The 16,636-nt window shown below is 71.9% G+C and carries 16 protein-coding genes, 2 tRNA genes and 1 pseudogene; 10 read left to right on the forward strand and 9 right to left on the reverse strand.

All coding sequences use genetic code 11. The features are described from left to right. Positions 1-61: 61 nt before the first annotated feature. Together ACFO0B_RS30375 and ACFO0B_RS30380 are read right to left on the reverse strand one after the other, a co-directional pair. Positions 62-922: an anti-sigma factor domain-containing protein gene (locus ACFO0B_RS30375; RefSeq protein WP_378616914.1), complete on the reverse strand. Its 861-nt coding sequence runs from the start codon at positions 920-922 to the stop codon at positions 62-64. A 79-nt stretch (positions 923-1,001) separates the two neighbouring features. Beyond that, complete coding sequence (locus ACFO0B_RS30380) at positions 1,002-1,601, reverse strand: fasciclin domain-containing protein (RefSeq protein WP_378617298.1); 600 nt, start codon at positions 1,599-1,601, stop codon at positions 1,002-1,004. On the opposite strand from ACFO0B_RS30380, the gene ACFO0B_RS30385 reads away from it, so the two are divergent. The 3 genes from ACFO0B_RS30385 to ACFO0B_RS31590 all read left to right on the forward strand — a co-directional run bounded on the left by ACFO0B_RS30385 (position 1,516) and on the right by ACFO0B_RS31590 (position 3,393). Then, complete coding sequence (locus ACFO0B_RS30385; protein ID WP_378617318.1) at positions 1,516-1,716, forward strand: hypothetical protein; 201 nt, start codon at positions 1,516-1,518, stop codon at positions 1,714-1,716. The two genes, ACFO0B_RS30380 and ACFO0B_RS30385, sit on opposite strands and share 86 nt — an antisense overlap. Positions 1,717-1,956: 240 nt before the next feature. After that, complete coding sequence (locus tag ACFO0B_RS30390; protein ID WP_378616916.1) at positions 1,957-2,718, forward strand: hypothetical protein; 762 nt, start codon at positions 1,957-1,959, stop codon at positions 2,716-2,718. A 150-nt stretch (positions 2,719-2,868) separates the two neighbouring features. Then, entirely contained in the window at positions 2,869-3,393 is a 525-nt protein-coding gene (locus ACFO0B_RS31590) for a YunG family protein (RefSeq protein ID WP_449289812.1), read from the forward strand. A 387-nt stretch (positions 3,394-3,780) separates the two neighbouring features. On the opposite strand, the gene ACFO0B_RS30395 is transcribed toward ACFO0B_RS31590, so the two are convergent. Both ACFO0B_RS30395 and ACFO0B_RS30400 read right to left on the reverse strand, forming a co-directional pair. Continuing rightward, positions 3,781-3,857: transfer RNA gene (locus ACFO0B_RS30395), tRNA-Pro, on the reverse strand. Positions 3,858-3,888: 31 nt separating this feature from the next. Continuing rightward, positions 3,889-3,962 (reverse strand) — tRNA-Gly (locus ACFO0B_RS30400). Between the two features lie 700 nt (positions 3,963-4,662). On the opposite strand from ACFO0B_RS30400, the gene ACFO0B_RS30405 reads away from it, so the two are divergent. Then, positions 4,663-5,616 carry a diguanylate cyclase domain-containing protein gene (locus tag ACFO0B_RS30405; RefSeq protein WP_378616918.1) on the forward strand — a complete coding sequence of 318 codons (954 nt, stop codon included), beginning with the start codon at positions 4,663-4,665 and terminating at the stop codon, positions 5,614-5,616. Here ACFO0B_RS30405 and ACFO0B_RS30410 read toward each other — a convergent pair. Both ACFO0B_RS30410 and ACFO0B_RS30415 read right to left on the reverse strand, forming a co-directional pair. Continuing rightward, on the reverse strand, positions 5,613-6,413 hold the full coding sequence (locus ACFO0B_RS30410) for an Fpg/Nei family DNA glycosylase (protein ID WP_378616920.1): 801 nt from the start codon (positions 6,411-6,413) through the stop codon (positions 5,613-5,615). The genes ACFO0B_RS30405 and ACFO0B_RS30410 overlap by 4 nt on opposite strands. 4 nt (positions 6,414-6,417) lie before the next feature. Continuing rightward, the gene (locus ACFO0B_RS30415) at positions 6,418-6,891 is read right to left on the reverse strand and encodes a ribose-5-phosphate isomerase (protein ID WP_378616922.1); all 474 of its coding nucleotides are present in this window, start codon (positions 6,889-6,891) and stop codon (positions 6,418-6,420) included. A gap of 75 nt (positions 6,892-6,966) precedes the next feature. Here ACFO0B_RS30415 and ACFO0B_RS30420 point away from each other — a divergent pair. Further along, a pseudogene (locus ACFO0B_RS30420) lies at positions 6,967-7,926 on the forward strand (M48 family metallopeptidase); the annotation flags it as partial. Between the two features lie 294 nt (positions 7,927-8,220). On the opposite strand, the gene ACFO0B_RS30425 reads toward ACFO0B_RS30420, so the two are convergent. Beyond that, positions 8,221-8,850 (reverse strand): mycothiol-dependent nitroreductase Rv2466c family protein, encoded by a 630-nt coding sequence (locus ACFO0B_RS30425; RefSeq protein ID WP_378616924.1) that lies wholly within the window; start codon positions 8,848-8,850, stop codon positions 8,221-8,223. A 175-nt stretch (positions 8,851-9,025) separates the two neighbouring features. On the opposite strand from ACFO0B_RS30425, the gene ACFO0B_RS30430 reads away from it, so the two are divergent. From ACFO0B_RS30430 to ACFO0B_RS30445, 4 genes are all read left to right on the forward strand, one after another. Continuing rightward, a complete protein-coding gene (locus ACFO0B_RS30430; RefSeq protein ID WP_378616926.1) occupies positions 9,026-10,261 on the forward strand; it encodes an NAD(P)/FAD-dependent oxidoreductase in 1,236 nt (411 codons plus the stop codon). Between the two features lie 82 nt (positions 10,262-10,343). Then, positions 10,344-10,736 (forward strand): YciI family protein, encoded by a 393-nt coding sequence (locus tag ACFO0B_RS30435; protein WP_378616928.1) that lies wholly within the window; start codon positions 10,344-10,346, stop codon positions 10,734-10,736. Continuing rightward, complete coding sequence (locus tag ACFO0B_RS30440; RefSeq protein ID WP_378616930.1) at positions 10,733-11,971, forward strand: RNA polymerase sigma factor; 1,239 nt, start codon at positions 10,733-10,735, stop codon at positions 11,969-11,971. Before ACFO0B_RS30435 ends, ACFO0B_RS30440 begins: the two co-directional genes overlap by 4 nt. Continuing rightward, positions 11,968-12,456 carry an NUDIX domain-containing protein gene (locus ACFO0B_RS30445; RefSeq protein WP_378616932.1) on the forward strand — a complete coding sequence of 163 codons (489 nt, stop codon included), beginning with the start codon at positions 11,968-11,970 and terminating at the stop codon, positions 12,454-12,456. The genes ACFO0B_RS30440 and ACFO0B_RS30445 overlap by 4 nt, the downstream gene beginning before the upstream one ends. Positions 12,457-12,525: 69 nt before the next feature. On the opposite strand, the gene ACFO0B_RS30450 is transcribed toward ACFO0B_RS30445, so the two are convergent. Next, entirely contained in the window at positions 12,526-13,365 is an 840-nt protein-coding gene (locus tag ACFO0B_RS30450) for a phosphoribosylaminoimidazolesuccinocarboxamide synthase (protein ID WP_378616934.1), read from the reverse strand. Between the two features lie 99 nt (positions 13,366-13,464). Between ACFO0B_RS30450 and pepN the strand changes: the two genes are divergently transcribed. Continuing rightward, positions 13,465-16,035 (forward strand): aminopeptidase N, encoded by a 2,571-nt coding sequence (gene pepN / locus ACFO0B_RS30455; RefSeq protein WP_378616936.1) that lies wholly within the window; start codon positions 13,465-13,467, stop codon positions 16,033-16,035. Positions 16,036-16,191: 156 nt separating this feature from the next. Here the strand turns inward: pepN and ACFO0B_RS30460 are convergent, their stop codons facing one another. Beyond that, a complete protein-coding gene (locus ACFO0B_RS30460; protein WP_378616938.1) occupies positions 16,192-16,632 on the reverse strand; it encodes a DUF5130 family protein in 441 nt (146 codons plus the stop codon). Between the last annotated feature and the right edge of the window lie 4 nt (positions 16,633-16,636).

Genomic DNA, 16,636 nt, shown 5'->3' on the forward strand with positions numbered 1-16,636 from the left:
CGCGACACGCTAACCCATGGACGGGGCTACGGTCCGGCATCGGCGCACGGAGGGGGACGATTCAGGTCAGCGGAATGCGCACCAGCGTGGTACCGGTCGGCTGCGCGGAGCCGTGTCCCGGTTCGATGGTCACCGCGAGCGCGTCATCGGTCCCGGTACGCAGCACCACGTTCGACCCCGGCGTCGGCGCGTGCTCCATCACCCCCACCGAGCGCGGCGTTCCGTCCCCGGCGAGCAGCCACATCTGGTAGCAGTGCCCGGCGGGCGGCTCCGGCAGCGCCGCGAAGGAGACGGTGGCGGCGCCGAGCCGCGCCGACGAGGTGACCGTGAGGGTGCCGCCCGCGGGTAGTTCGGCGGCCCGGCCCCTGACGTCCGGCTGGCCGAGCACGGTGTCCGCGCGCAGCGCCACCGGCAGGCCGGATTCCCGCTGCTGCAGCAGGATCGCCGCGCCGAGCCCGGCCAGCACCGCGAGGGCGGCGGCCGCGGCGATCGGAAGGAATTTCGAGGTGCCGAGCTGCTGCGCCCGGGTCGGGCGGTGCGGGGTCGCGGCTCCGAGCCACGACCGAGAGTCGGCACGGCAGCGCCGCCTCCCGACTTCACCCGCAGGCGCCGGGCGGAGCTCACTCGCCGACGTGCCTGCGGCGTCGGTCGCGGTGCGTACGGAACCACCCATCGCCGCATCGATGGCGCGCAGCACCGCGTGCTCCAGGTGTGCGGGTGGCCGCCGCGCATCGAGCGCGCTGACCACCGCCATGGCCTCGCGCACCCCGTGCACCAGCGCGGCGAACTCGGCGGCGGTCGCCGAGTCGGCGCCGCGCAGCCGATCATCGATGTGCCTGCGCTCGATCTCGGCGACCGCGTCCAGCGCATACGGGTACGCCAGGTCGAGGAGGTCCGGCCGGGCCGGCTCCGGGTCGCTCATCGAAGCTCCAGTCGTCCAGTGCACGCACGACCGGGAAGCACGGGCCGATCCGACCCGCGCTTCCCGGCGTTCGCCCTGATCAGGCAGGCGGCATGAGCACGGTGTCGATCAGGTAGACCGTGGCGTTCGCGGTCTTGACGCCGCCACAGATCACCCCGGCCTCGTTCACCTTCAGGTTCTCGGGGGTACCGGTGACGGTGACCGTCTGTCCCTCGACCGTGGCGTGCGTGCCGGCGATGGCGTCCGGCGCCACCTGGGTCGGCACCACGTGGTAGGTGAGGATCTTGGTCAGCGTCGCCGAGTCGGTCTTCAGCGACTCGATGGTGGCCGGGTCGATCTTGGCGAAGGCCGAGTCGACCGGCGCGAACACGGTGAACTGCCCGCCGTTCAGCGTGTCCACCAGGTTCACCTGCGGGTTCAGCTGCCCGGAGACCGCCTGCGTCAGCGTCTTGAGCAGCGGGTTGTTCGAGGCGGCGGTGGCGACCGGGTCCTGCGCCATCCCCGACACCGAGCCCGCGCCGCTCGGCACCTGCGCGGCGTACTCCGCGCAGCCCGGCCCGACCGGGTTCGAGCCGGCGTTCATGGCGCCCGAGGTGGTCGTCGCGGCCATGGAGGAGGAGCCTGCGGAGGTCGACGTCGAGGACGCCGAATCCGAGGAATCGTCCGAGCAGGCCGACATCCCCAGCACCGCGGCCGTCAGCATCGAGGCGACCAGTACTGTGCGTTGCTTCGTTCGGATCATCGTCATCCACATCTTCCGGGACGGCCGGCGCACCGAGCCGTACTTTGATTGATGCACGGAGTTCGCGCTACTGCGACGGATGGATGGGTTTTCCTGAAGATTCCCGGAGATTCTTCGTAAATCGATGCACATCCGACGCAGGATCGCGCAGCTCTCCCCCATCGAATTCGGGACCGTGGCGCCCCTGGATCGGCGCTCGCCCGCGATCGAGCGGTATCGGGAGTTCGATGGATACCGGGCGCGCGCCGCGCCGCACACCATGAGGGTTCGGGACCACACCGGGAGGACGTCCATGGGACCAGAGATCGTCGTCGGCCTGCTGATCGCCTGGGCGGCGGGCAGAGACCGGCGGCTGGCCCCGTCCGGGTTCACCGGCGAAGCCGTCGATCTCGCCATGGACCGGGTGCACGCCGTGGTCGTCGCCCGGCTGGGCGGCAGCGAGGCGGTCGAGCGGCTCCTGGTCGAGGCCGGCACCGAGCGCGGCGCCGTCACCGGCCGCACCAGGGCCGACGCCATCCGCGCCATCGCCGACACCATCAGCGCCGACCCCGCCTTCGCGGCCGCCCTGCACGCCGCCGCGGGCAGCCCCGCTCCCGTACCCGACCCGGGACTCCGCACCAGACTCCTGGTTCAGGCCCGCACCCGCCCCGGCATCGCCGCGGCTCTCGTCGCCACCGCGATCGTCCTCGTCGCCGGAATCATCGGCCTGATCAGCGGCAGCGATCTCCCCACCACCGAATCCACCCCGCCGAGCTCCGCCGCCACCGGCCCCGCAGGCACCGGCAAAGCCGGCCCCGACGCCCTCGTCGGCACCTGGACCCCCTCCGACGGCACCGCCCCCAAGATGTTCACCGCCAACGGCGGCACCTGCACCGGCTTCGGCACCGCCGCCTCCTGCACTCTCGCCATCGCCCCCGATCCCGCCGGGCGCTACGCGCTGGTGGTCCGGCAGTCCGCGGACAGTTCGCACTACGGAGTCGAGTTCGTCGCCGCCGATCACCTCGTTGTCTACGACGCGGGCGGATCGCGGTTGTACGAGTTGGACCGCGTCTGATCGCCCTTGTCCGCAGCCCAGCCCGACTCGGGCGACGACATCCCACCGGCACGAGAAGTCACGGCGCTCCAGCGCCACCAGGGCGACCTCCGTCACCGGAATCTCGACGTGCGCACACTGGCCGGCCCGAACGCTTCGCCCTCAGGCCACATGCTCGAAAGTAAGAAACCACCAGTGGTAGATCGATACGGATCGACCCTGGTGGGAGCCCAAGTACCAGCTCTGCACCGGGCCATCCGATCCGCTTGGTCGGTGGAGACGAGTGCCGCTGCCGACTGGAGGGAGGACAACCGCGCCGAGGGCCAGTGCGCCGTGAGCGCCTGCGTGCTTCAGGACTATCGAGGCGGGGGAATCCGCAACACCGCCGCACCCCTGCCCGCGGGAAGAGCCTCTCGCACTATTTCAACCTCGTCGACGGGGGAGATCGTCGATCTGAGTCGAGAAAGGCCTCGGTGGCTGAGTCATCGGGCACCGCTGCGTGCCCGCGCAGCTCGTTCACGATGGCGCCTCCTCATCCGACTCTGCTGCCAGCACAGCGAGCGGCACCTGCAGCGCTTTCGCCACGCGGCGGAGTACGCGCAGCTCGTGGCTCTCGTGTCGCGGCAGATGCGCCTTCTTGTTGCCGCCGTTCTCACCCCGTCGACACGCTATTCCGATTTCGGTACGGCGCGATGAAATCCGCTGTTGCCGAACAGGATCGACGACTACCCGAGCCTACGGTCGAGCCCGGCACTCGGTACCGGGCCGACGCAGGGACACTCATCCAGCGCACCGGCCCGCCATGGCGGCGGGCGGGTGGCGAAAGCCCGCTTCCAGGGGAGCCGGACGTCCGGCTGTCGGTGGTCTTGCGCGGCACGCGGCTGAATTATGTGGCCTGCTCGACGGCGGCACTCACATTCGTCCGGGAGCACCAGCGGCGGCGCTACGTCGAGGCGGTCACCGTGGCGGTCTCAGGGACAGAGAGCCTGCGGCGGCTACCCGACGAGCGGCTGTACCTCGACCGATAAGCCCTACCACGACGGACGCCCAGCCCTCGACCAGGGCAACGCTCCGCCGAGAAACTGGTCGGGGTGACAGGATTTGAACCTGCGACCCTCCGCTCCCAAAGCGGATGCGCTACCAAGCTGCGCCACACCCCGTGACCTCGGGCGGCGCCGAGGGGTCCGTCCGTGGAGCGGGTGACGGGAATCGAACCCGCACCATCAGCTTGGAAGGCTGAGGTTCTACCATTGAACTACACCCGCGGGCATACGACATCAATGGGATCGCCACGATGTCGTGTGCGAGCCGACTGTACCGAACGGCGGACCGCTTGCGCCAATCACGGGGGCGGCGGCGGTGGCGTCAGGGGGGTTGACAGGCGGTCGGGCATCCGGCGAGCTCCGAAAAATAAACAGCAGTATGTTCCCTGAAATCGCGGCGGTTTCGGGCAATGCGAGCAAACATGGAGACACGACCCGATCCGGCGGCGCCGGAGCGGGTCGGCCAGCATCGTCGGAGCGCCGTCGTCAGGGGAAGCATGGGGAGTTCTGCGCACGTCGCCGGGGGCGGAGCCCGGCGCGCGCACCCCGTGCGGCCGATGGCGGTGGCGAGCTCCGCACATCCGGGGGCGGCGGGGCGCGCCCCGCCGGGGAAGGGAGCGCGAACCGCCGGCCGCGATCGAGCAGTGAACAAAAGGCTCTTATGTCACGCGGAGGTCACGGTGGTGTCATACTCTCCCCATCGCCATCGCGTGTGCCGTGAACCCCGACAACCATTGTCAAGTGGCGTTTTTCGGTGCCGAGTGGCTTGCTAGGATCCTTTTTGCCGGACGGGGGTATCTGGAAAGGGGGCGGTGAGCGTGCACCGAACTCGGTGGGCCCGACCGCATAGCAGTGGGCTCTATCCGGGTGACGCAGGTACCTGTGGCACGGGCTTCCACGTCACCCATCGCCGGTGATCTCGATGTCCACCTTCGAGCCACCGGTCACCGTCATGGCCAGGGCATGGGCGCAGGCGATCTGCGCGGAGCCGGGGTCGAGCACGACTGTGCAGCAGGTGGAACCGAAGCTCGCCGAGATCATCCGACGGCTGCTGTACCTGGCCGGGTCGGAGCCGTTCCCGGTCGTCGAGGCCAGGCGGCTCGGCGCCATGCTGGCTCGCGAGCCCTTCGAGCGCACCCGCATGCTCGCGCAGGCCACCCGCTGGCTGCTCGGCTTCCCGTCGGGCACACCGGGTTCGCTGGTCGCGACGCGCTGGCCGCTGGTCGCCAGCCAGGCCATCGACAGCTACGCGGAGACCCTGCAGAATCGCGCGCTGGCCCAGGAGAAGGCGAAGCAGGAGGCCAAGACGTCGCAGCGGGTGCGCGAGATCGCCGCGCTGCAGCACCGGCTGCGGCACGAGGCGACGCACGACGCATTGACCGATCTCGCCAATCGCACCCTGCTATTGGACCGGGTCCGCGCCATCGCGGCCGACCGCAGCAAGGGGATCGGCGTGCTCGTCGTCGACCTGGACCGCTTCAAGCAGATCAATGACGGCTACGGCCACGCGGTGGGCGACGAGGTCCTGGTCGAGCTCTCCCGCAGGCTGCGCGAGGTGAGCACCCCGGAGATGATCATCTGCCGGTACGGCGGCGACGAATTCGTGCTGGCGGGCAGCGTCTCCCCGTCCGCGCTCACCGAGCTCGCGACCGTGATCGTCGGCGCGCTGCGCGAGCCGGTGTGGTCGAGTGTCGGCCCGGTCCCGGTCTCGGCGAGCGTCGGCACCGCCTACAACCTGCCCGGCACCCCGTGCGACTTCACCGAGCTGCTGCGCCGCGCGGACGGCGCCATGTACTCGGCCAAGACGGCGGGCGGGCGGCGCTACGCCCCCGCGGAGTCCGGGGGCAACGACCTCGGCACCGCGGTCGCCGGCTAGCCGGGCTGGCACCCGGGGCACCAGAACAGATTTCGCGCCTCCAGCACGGCGTGGGCGATGGGCGTCGCACAGATCCGGCAGGGCTCGCCCTGCCTGCGGTAGACGTACGTGCGCGGCCGGTTCGGGCCGTACGCGGGGGCACCGTGGTCGTCATCGGGGCGGATGACGACGATCTTGCCGACCCGCACCCCGACCCGCATGAGCGCGACCAGGTCCGCCCACATGGCCGCCCACTCCTCCGCGCCGAGCTCGGCACCGGGGCGGAAGGGCGAGACGCCGTGCCGGAAGAGCAGCTCGGCGCGGTAGATGTTGCCGATCCCGGCGACCACCCGCTGATCCATCAGCAGCGCGCCGATCGGCCTGCGCGAGCGGTGGATCCGCTCCAGCGCGCGGGCCGGGTCGGCGCCGCGGCGCAGCGGGTCGGGGCCGAGCCGGTCGGCGAGCGCGGCGACCTCGGCCCGGTCCAGCACCTCGCAGGCGGTCGGGCCGCGCAGATCGGTGCCGAAACCGGCGGCGCCTGCCATGCGCATCCGCACCTGGCCGGTCGGCTCGCCCATCGGCAGCGGTACCTCGGTGAAGACGCCGTACAGCCCCAGGTGCACGTGCACGGTGAGGCCGGACTCGTAGTGGTGCAGCAGGTGCTTGCCGTACGCCTCGGCGCGGGTCAGCACCTGGCCGTCGACCAGCGCAGCACCGGCGGCGAAGCGGCCCTGCGGGCTCCGGACCCGCACCGGCGCACCGGCATAGCGGGTCCGGTGCAGCTTGGCGAGCCGGTGCAGGGTGTGGCCCTCCGGCACGGGGTCAGGAGGCGGGCAGCGCCGGCGGAACGCCGGTCTTCTCGTACTCGGCCAGGATGTCGATCCGGCGCTGGTGCCGCTCCTCGTCCGACCACGGGGTGCTGACGAAGGCGTCCACGATGGCCAGCGCCTCCTCGGCGGAGTGCATGCGGCCGCCGATGCCGATGAGCTGGGCGTTGTTGTGCTGGCGGGCGAGCTGCGCGGTCTCGACGCTCCAGGCGAGGGCACAGCGCGCGCCGGGCACCTTGTTCGCGGCGATCTGCTCGCCGTTGCCGCTGCCGCCGAAGACCAGGCCGAGGCTGCCCGGATCGGCCACCGTGCGGCGGGCCGCCTCGATGCAGAACGCGGGGTAGTCGTCGAGCGCGTCGTACTCCAGGGCGCCGCAGTCGACGACGTCGTGCCCCGCCTGCTCGAGGTGGGCCTTCACGGTGTTCTTCAGCTCGAAGCCGGCATGGTCGGCACCCAGGTATACGCGCATGGCAGCGATTGTGTCAGGCGCGTTTCCGCGGCCGCACGGGGGCGGGTCGGGCCGTTGCTGCCTAGAGTTCTTCCCATGCAGCCGTACCATCCGCCGCCGTCAGCGCCCGCGCCGCGCGGGCTCTCGCCCTTCGGCTCGCCGGCCAGGCACACCTGGGAGATCCCGCTGCTCGTCGTGGTGATCGTGGTGACCGTCATCGGGTACCTGATCGCGCTGGCGGTGCTGGTGGCGGGCAGCGTCAACCAGTACGTGCTGCTGATCGCCGGGGCGCCGATCGTGGTGTGGTTCGGGCGCGGCGTGAACTACGCGTCGCAGCGGGTCGGGGCGGTCAAGATGTCGCCAACCCAGTTCCCCGAGGGCTACCGGTTGGTGCAGGAGGCCGCGGCGCGGTTCGGCATGAAGCGGGCGCCGGAGGCGTACGTGCTGCTCGGCAACGGGCAGATCAACGCCTTCGCCTCCGGGCACGGGTTCCGGCGGTACGTGGTGGTGTACAGCGATCTGTTCGAGATCGGCGGGGAGGCGCGGGAACCGGACGGGCTCGCGTTCATCATCGGGCACGAGGTCGGGCACATCGCGGCCGGGCACGTCTCCTACTGGCGGCAGCTCGGCATGTTCCTCGCGCCGTTCCTGCCGCTGCTCGGCTCCGCGCTGATCCGCGCGCAGGAGTACACCGCGGACAACCACGGGTACTGCAACCGGCACACCGGGGCGGCGGGCGCGATGGGCACGCTGGGCGCGGGCAAGTACCTGAACTCGTCGGTGCGGTTCGACGAGATGGCGGATCGGGCCGCCACGGAGCGGGCGTTCTTCATCTGGGTGGTGAACGCACTCTCCTCGCACCCGGTGCTGACCTGGCGGATGTGGGCGCTGCGCGATCGGAGCAGGCACGGGAAATTGTTCTGGTGGCCCGCGGCGCCCGTCCAGCCGCCGTACGCGGCCGGGCCGTATCCGCCGCCGTACGGCGCGGTGCCGCTGGGCAAGGGGGGTGCGCCCTACGAGCCGGGAGCCAGGTCGTACAGCATCGGGGCGCCCCCGGCCCAGCAGTACGGCCGGGGGGCGGGGAACCCCGATGGGGGCGCCCCGGGCGCGAGCCCGTACGGACCTCCCTATGCCACGGGTCCGTCGTGGAGTGCCGCGCCGCCGCGGGGCCAGGCCGGCACGCCGCCTTCGAGTGCGGCGCACGGGGATCCCGGCGCGACAGCGCAGTGGGGCCCCGGCGCGCCCGCCGCCCCGGCGCCTCCCTGGCCGGAGACCCCGGGCGATACCGGCTCGGCCGGGTCAGGGGCCACCGGACCCGGCGGACCGAACCCGGCGAACTAGAACCCGCGCTCAGTCGAACTCGGGCCCCTCGTGCCTGCTCCGCTTGAGCTCGAAGAAGTGCGGGTAGGAGGCGAGCGCGACGGCGCCGTCCCAGACCTTGCCCGCGTCCTCGCCGCGCGGAATGCGGGAGAGCACCGGGCCGAAGAAGGCGACGCCGTTGATGTGGATGGTCGGCGTGCCGACGTCGTCGCCGACCTTGTCCATGCCCGCGTGGTGGCTGGCGCGCAGCGCCTCGTCGTACTCGGTGCTCTCGGCCGCGTCGGCGAGCTCGGCGGGCAGCCCCAGCTCGGCGAGCGAGTCCGCGATCACGGCGGCCAGCGTCTCCTCGCGGGTCTCCCGCTCGTACTCGTCCTTGCGGTTGTGGATGCGGGTGCCGAGCGCGGTGTAGAGGTCGGACAGGATCTCGTCGCCGTGTTTCTGCGCTGCGGCGATCGCCACCCGGACCGGCCCCCAGGCGGACTTCATCATCTCGCGGTACTGGTCGGGCAGGTCCTTGCCCTCGTTCAACACCGCGAGGCTCATGACGTGGAAGCGGGCGTCGATATCGCGCACCTGCTCCACCTCGAGGATCCAGCGCGAGGTGATCCAGCACCACGGGCACAGCGGGTCGAACCAGAAGTCGGCAACATCCTTGCTCACGGTCGGAGTCCTTCCACAGCCTCGGTCGCGGTGGCGCGCGCCACCCTCTCCGGGAGCAACCACCCCGGGTGGGGAATCGTTCCCGAACCGCGCCGCGATTCCCCGATCGCGCGCGGCGACCGGCGCTAGGGTGGGCGAGGTCGCCGCCAGGCCCTTCCACCGTGAGGAGTCCGTCATGACCTCGGATCGTCGTTTCATCGTCGTCGGCGCGGGCCTCGGCGGCGCGGGTGTCGCGAAAGCATTGCGGGACAACGATTTCGACGGACTCATCACGGTGATCGGGGCGGAGGAGCACCTGCCCTACGAACGCCCGCCGCTCTCCAAGGAGCACCTGTCGGGCGACAAGCCGTTCGCCGAGTTCACCGTCGCACCGGATGCCTGGTACCGCGACCACCGGGTCGAGCTGCTGCTCGGCACCGAGGTGCGCGCGATCGACCCGGCCGCGCACACCGTCACGCTGCCGGACGATTCCACGCTCTCCTACGACAAACTCGCGCTGGCCACCGGCTCCCGCCCGCGTGCCATCGACCTGCCCGGCGCGGACGCCCCGAACGTCTACACGCTGCGCACCCTGGACGACTCCGACACGCTGCGCGAGCTCTTCGCCGGCGGCACCCGGCGGCTCGCCGTGGTCGGCGCGGGGTGGATCGGGCTGGAGGTGGCAGCGGCGGCGCGCAACGCCGGCGTCGCGGTGACCGTTGTCGAGAACGCGGAGCAGCCGCTGCTCGGCGTGCTCGGCCCGGAGATGGGTGCGGTCTTCGCCGAGTTGCACCGCGAGCACGACGTCGACCTGCGGCTGAACACCGGCGTCGCGGAGATCACCACCCGGGACGCGGGGGCGATCAGCGTGGCGACCGGGCTGCGGCTGGACGACGGCACGGAGCTCGAGGCGGACGCCGTGCTGATCGCGGTCGGCGCCGTCCCGGAGATCGGGCTGGCCGAGGCCGCCGGCCTCGACACCGACAAGGGCGTCTTGGTCGACGAGCACCTGCGCACCAGCGATCCCGATATCGTCGCGGTCGGCGACATCGCCGAGCAGCAGCACCCGGTGCTCGGCGGGCGGATCCGGGTCGAGCACTGGGCGACCGCGCTGAACCAGCCCGAGGTAGCGGCGAAGACCATGCTCGGCCGGGAGGCGAGCTACGACCGGATCCCGTACTTCTTCACCGACCAGTACGACCTCGGCATGGAGTACACCGGCTACGTCGCGCGCGGCGCCGCCGAGCGGGTGGTGGTCCGCGGCGACACCGGGGCACGGGAGTTCGTCGCCTTCTGGCTGGACGGCGAGAACCGGGTGCTGGCCGGGATGAACGTCAATGTCTGGGATGTCACCGACCGGATCCGCGAGCTCGTCGCCGCGGGCGAGCCGGCCGATCCCGACCGGCTGGCCGACACCTCCGCCGAGCTGTGACCCGAACCGTGTCGAGCGGGCCCGATCGGCTCCGACCATGCTGTGAGCGCGCCCGCCGGGCGCCCGCACCGAGGAGCAGGCCGTGAAGTACATGCTGTTGAAGTCGCACTCCCCCGCCGCCTACTGCGGCACCCCGCTGCCCGAGTGGGACCCGGCGGACATCGCCGCGCACATCGACTTCCAGCGCACGCTCGGCGCGCAGCTGGCCGCCGCGGGCGAGCTGGTCGACGCGCAGGGCCTGGCCGGACCGGACCAGGCGGTGGTGGTGCACTCGGACGGGCGCACCGCGCCGGTGGTCACCGACGGGCCGTTCCCGGAGACGAAGGAGTTCCTGGCCGGGTACCTGGTGGTCGACGTGGCGAGCCCGGAGCGCGCGGTGGAGATCGCCGCGCGGATGTCGGCGGCGCCGGGGCCGGGCGGTGCGCCGATCGGTGAGTTCATCGAGGTGCGCGCCGTGATGTCCGCCGGGCAGTGAGGGCGGGGCTCGCACCCGAGCTCGAACTGCTGCTGCGCGAGCTCGCCCCGCAGGTGCTCGGGGTGCTCGCCCGGCGCTCCGGCGATTTCGGCGCCGCCGAGGACGCGGTGCAGGAGGCGCTGATCGCCGCCGCGACCCAGTGGCCCGACGCGGGGCTGCCGGACAATCCGCGCGGCTGGCTGCTCCGGGTGGCGCAGCGACGGCTCGCCGATACGGTGCGCGCCGAGGTCGCGCGGCGCAGGCGCGAGGAGACCGTCTTCGACCGGGAGGTCACCGACGCCGAGGTGCCCGCGCGGGACGACACCCTGGCCATGTACGTGCTCTGCTGCCACCCGGCGCTGCCGGAGGCGGCGGCCGTCGCGCTCACCCTGCGCGCCGTCGGCGGGCTGGAGACCAGGGCGATCGCCGCCGCTTTCCTGGTGCCGGAGGCGACCATGGCGCAGCGCATCTCGCGCGCGAAGAAACGGCTCGCCGGGCTGCCGTTCGTCCGACCGGACCCCGCGGCCAGGCGGGAGCGGCTGGAGCCGGTACTCCGGGTGCTGTACGTGATCTTCACCGAGGGCCACACGGCCAGCGCGGGCGCCGAACTGCGCCGCGCCGACCTCGCCGCCGAGGCGATCCGGCTGACCCGCGCCCTGCACCGGCTGCTGCCGGACGACCCCGAGGTCACCGGGTTGCTCGCGCTACTGCTGCTCACCGATGCCAGGCGGGGTGCGCGCACCGGGCCGCACGGCGAGCTGATCCCGCTGGCCGAGCAGGACCGCGGGCGCTGGGATCGCGCCATGATCGGCGAGGGCGTCCGGCTGGCGACCGCGGCGATCGGCGCCGGACTGGACGGGCCGTACCGGATCCAGGCGGCCGTTGCGGCGCTGCACGCGCAGGCGGTGCGGGTCTCCGAGACCGACTGGGCGGGGATTCTCGCGCTCTACACCGTGCTGGAGCGGGTGGCGCCGAGCCCGGTGGTCACGCTGAACCGCGCGGTCGCGGTGGCCATGGTGCACGGCCCCGCGGCCGGGCTGGCGGCGACGGAGGGGCTGGAGGCGGCCTTCGCCGGCAGCCACCGGCTGGACGCCGTGCGCGGGCACCTGCGCGAGATCGCCGGCGACACCGCCGTGGCCGTCGCGCACTACGACGCGGCCGCGGCGGTGACCACGAGCACGCCCGAGCGGGACTACCTCACGCTGCGCGCCGCCCGGCTGCGGCACGCCGCGAGCGGGCATACTGCTGGACCGTGAGCGAAACGTTCAGCGCGGGCGTGCTGCTGTACCGGGGATCGAATCCGGTGGTCGAGGTGCTGCTCGGGCACATGGGCGGCCCCTTCTGGGCGAAGAAGGACGCGGGCGCCTGGACGCTGCCCAAGGGTGAGTACGACCCGGATGGCGAGGACGCGAAGGGCGCTGCCGCGCGGGAGTTCGCCGAGGAGCTGGGGCTTCCGGTGCCCGCGGGGGAATGGGCCGCGCTCGGCGCGGTGCGCTACCGCAGCGGGCGCAACCACAAGAACCTGGCGGCCTGGGCGGTGCGCGGCGAGCTGGATCCGGCGGCGATCGTGCCGGGCACCTTCGACCTGGAGTGGCCGCCGCGCTCGGGAAAGATCACCGCGTTTCCCGAGCTGGATCGGGTCGAGTGGTTCGACCTGGCGACCGCGCGGGAGAAGCTCGGCTCCGGGCCGCGGCCCTTCCTCGACCGGCTCGCGCGGCACCTGGGCGGCGAGCCGAGCTGATTCCGGCCCGGCGCGACCGAGGCGACCGTCCGAGCGCAGCCGGGGCTCCCGCACGGCGTGCGGGCTCGGTCAGGCGGGAACCCCGGCCCAGGTGCGGCCGGTGACCAGTTCGTACGCCTGCACGTACCTGGCCCGCGTCGCCTCGACGATATCGGCCGGGATTTCCGGCCCCGGCGGCTCCCTGTCCCACCCGGTCGAGGTGGCCCAGTCCCGCACGAACTGCTTGTCGAAGGAGCGCTGCGGGCGCCCCGGCTCCCACTCGGCGGCAGGCCAGAAGCGGGACGAGTCCGAGGTCAGCACCTCGTCGCCGAGGGTGAGAACGTCGCCGTTCCAGCCGAACTCGACCTTGGTGTCGGCCACGATCACCCCGTGCTCGGCGGCGTGCGCGGCGCCACGGGAGTAGATCTCCAGGGTCAGGTCGCGCAGCCGCTCGGCCACCTCGCGCCCCTCCTGGCCGACCACGTCGGCGAAGGTGAGGAACTCGTCGTGCCCGGTGTCGGAGATCTTGGTGGTCGGGGTGAAGATCGGCTCCGGCAGCCGGTCGCCCTCGCGCAGCCCGGCGGGGAGCCTCACCCCGGAGACGGCGCCGTCGCGCTGGTACTCGCGCAACCCCATGCCGACCAGGTAGCCGCGCGCGATGCACTCCACCTGGACCATGCGCAGCGGCTTCACCCGGACGGCACGACCGGCGAACTCGGCGGGCACGTCGGTGGTGGAGAGCACGTGGTTCGGGATGTCACCGAAGAATTCGAACCACCAGTTCGAGAGCTGCGTGAGCAGCGCGCCCTTCTCCGGGATCGGCGTCGGCAGTGACACGTCGTAGACCGAGACCCGATCGGAGGCGACGAGCAGCAGGGTGTCGCCGTCCTCGTACAGGTCCCTGACCTTTCCGGCGTGCACGTGCTTCACTCGGACCTCCGTCGCAGGTTGTGGAGAACACCTTATTTCGTAGGGTGAAAACTACAGACAGTGGCATCGTTGCAGTCACCCGAACCCAGAAGGAGCACTGTGTCCGCACCCAACCTGACACGCGACCAGGCGATCGAGCGCGCCGCGACGGTGCAGGTCGAGAACTACCGCATCGACCTCGACCTGACCGACGGGGCGGGCGAACCGGGCGAGGGAACCTTCTCCTCGCGCACCGTGATCACCTTCGCCGCGACCCCGGGTGCGAGCACCTTCGTCGACATCGTGGCCCGCTCGGTGCGCTCCGCCGTGCTGAACGGCACCGCGCTCGACGTCAGCGGCTACGACGAGTCCGCCGGCATCGCGCTGACCGACCTGGCCGAGCGCAACGAGCTGGTGGTCGAGGCCGACTGCGAGTACTCGCACACCGGCGAGGGGCTGCACCGCTTCGTCGACCCCGCCGACGGCGCCGTCTACCTGTACTCGCAGTTCGAGACGGCCGACGCCAAGCGCATGTTCGCCTGCTTCGACCAGCCGGACCTCAAGGCGACCTTCGACGTCACGGTCACCGCCCCCACCGACTGGCAGGTCATCTCCAACGGTGCGGGCGAGAGCGCCGCGCCCGGCACCCACGTCTTCGCCACCACGCCGCGGCTGAGCACCTACCTGGTCGCGCTGATCGCCGGGCCGTACGCGCGGTGGACCGACGCCTACACCGACGAGCACGGCACCATCCCGCTCGGCATCTACTGCCGCTCCTCGCTCGCCGACTTCATGGACGCCGAGCGCCTCTTCACCGAGACCAAACAGGGTTTCGCCTTCTACCACGGGAACTTCGGCGTCCCCTACGCCTTCGGCAAGTACGACCAGCTCTTCGTGCCCGAGTTCAACGCGGGCGCCATGGAGAACGCGGGCGCCGTCACCTTCCTGGAGGACTACGTCTTCCGCTCCAAGGTGACGAGGGCCTCCTACGAGCGCCGCGCCGAGACGGTGCTGCACGAGATGGCGCACATGTGGTTCGGCGACCTGGTCACCATGAAGTGGTGGGACGACCTGTGGCTGAACGAGTCGTTCGCCACCTTCGCCTCGGTGCTCTGCCAGGCCGAGGCGACCGAGTACACCAGCGCCTGGACCACCTTCGCCAACGTCGAGAAGTCCTGGGCGTACCGGCAGGACCAGCTGCCGTCGACGCACCCGATCGCCGCCGACATCCCCGACCTGGCCGCGGTCGAGGTCAACTTCGACGGCATCACCTACGCCAAGGGCGCCAGCGTGCTCAAGCAGCTGGTCGCCTACGTGGGGCTGGAGCCGTTCCTGGCCGGGCTGCGCGCCTACTTCGCCGACCATGCCTACGGCAACGCCACCTTCGACGACCTGCTCGCCGCGCTGGAGAAGTCGTCCGGGCGCGATCTCTCCGGCTGGGGCGCGCAGTGGCTCAAGACCACCGGGCTGAACACGCTGCGGCCGGAGTTCGAGGTCGGCGCGGACGGCGCCTTCACCTCGTTCGCGGTGGTGCAGGAGGGCGCCGCGCCGGGCGCGGGCGAGCGGCGGGTGCACCGGCTCGCCGTCGGCGTCTACGACGAGCAGGACGGCAAGCTGGTCCGCAGCACCCGGATCGAGCTGGATCTCGAGGCGGCCGAGCGCACCGAGGTGCCGCAGCTGATCGGCGTCCCGCGCGGCAAGTTCGTGCTGGTCAACGATGACGACCTGACCTACTGCTCGGTGCGGCTCGACCCGGATTCGCTGGACGTGCTTGTCAACCGGATCGCCGATATCGCCGAGCCGCTGCCGCGCACGCTGGCCTGGTCGGCGGCCTGGGAGATGACCAGGCAGGCCGAGTTCAAGGCCCGCGATTTCGTCGCGCTCGTGCAGCGCGGGGTCGGCGCGGAGTCCGAGATCGGCGTGGTGCAGCGGCTGCTCATGCAGGCGCACGCGACGCTGGCCTCCTACGCCGAGCCGGAGTGGGCGAGCGGCACCGGCTGGCCGGACTTCGCCAACCGGCTGCTGGAGCTGGCGCGCGAGGCCGAGCCGGGCTCGGATCACCAGCTCGCCTTCGTCAATGCGCTGGCCGCGGCCCGGCTCTCCGCCTGGCACACCGAGGTGCTGCGCGAGCTGCTGGACGGGGATCCGGCCGGGGTCGGGCTGCCCGGGCTGCTGGTCGACACCGATCTGCGCTGGCGGATCGTGACGGCGCTGGCCGCGGCGGGCGAGCTCGACGCCGACGGCACCGAATCGCCGGCCATCGACAAGGAGCTGGCGGGTGACCCGACCGCGGCGGGCAAGCGGCAGGCGGCCGCCGCCGCGACGGCGCGGCCGATCGCCGAGGTCAAGGCGCAGGCGTGGGCGACCGTCATGGAGGACGACGCGGTGCCGAACATCACCGCGCGCGCCATCGTCGGCGGGTTCGCGCCGACCGGGCAGGGCGAGCTGGTCGCGCCGTACCTCGATCGCTACTTCGGCGATATCGCGCGGGTGTGGGAGCGGCGCTCCAGCGAGGTCGCGCAGACCGTCGTGGTGGGGCTGTACCCGTCCTGGGTGATCACCGAGGAGGCGGTCGCCAAGGCGGACGAGTTCCTCGCGGGCGATCACCCGCCCGCTCTGTACCGCCTGGTCAGCGAGGGCAAGGCCGGCGTCGAGCGCGCCCTGCGCGCCCGCGCCTTCGACCGGGGGTAGAGAACGCGTTCGGCGCGGTCCTGAACGGACCGCGCCGGACGCGAGAGAATGCTGCTGCGCAGCGTAACCGAGACCGGCGGCGGACCGCTGGTCGCCGCCAGGGCCGGTTCGGCAGCGCGAAGCCCGGCGTGGTAGCACCGGAAACTCGCCGCCGCGTCAGCGGCCGATGGCGGCCGCCATGACTCGGACGGCGGAGACGAGACCGTCGATCAGCTGCCCCTGGCGGAACGAGCTGGAGGCGGCGGTGACGCCGAGCTGGCAGACCCGGTCGTTGGCCCGGTCCTCGATGGCGTGCCCGGAGCGCACCTCGATGGCGCGGTCGTTGGGCGAGACCGCGATGAGCACGGCCCGCTCCGCGTCCGGGACGGTCGGGAACAGCGCGTCCGCGCCGGCCGCCGGAGCGCCGCCGAGATCACCGATGAAGACGGTGAACCGGACCCCGGTTGCCCTGGTCGCCTCGATGAGCGCATTGTCCAGCGCGACCAGCTCATGGTCGGAGAACGGCGCGCGCCGGAACTCGGTACCCGGCTCGTGCACCCCGGAGACCCGGCCGCTGCTGGTCAGCGCGTACCCGTGCGGCAGGTCGGTCTCGACCACCGCA

The organism is Nocardia jiangsuensis (assembly GCF_042650385.1).
Lineage (GTDB): Bacteria > Actinomycetota > Actinomycetes > Mycobacteriales > Mycobacteriaceae > Nocardia > Nocardia jiangsuensis.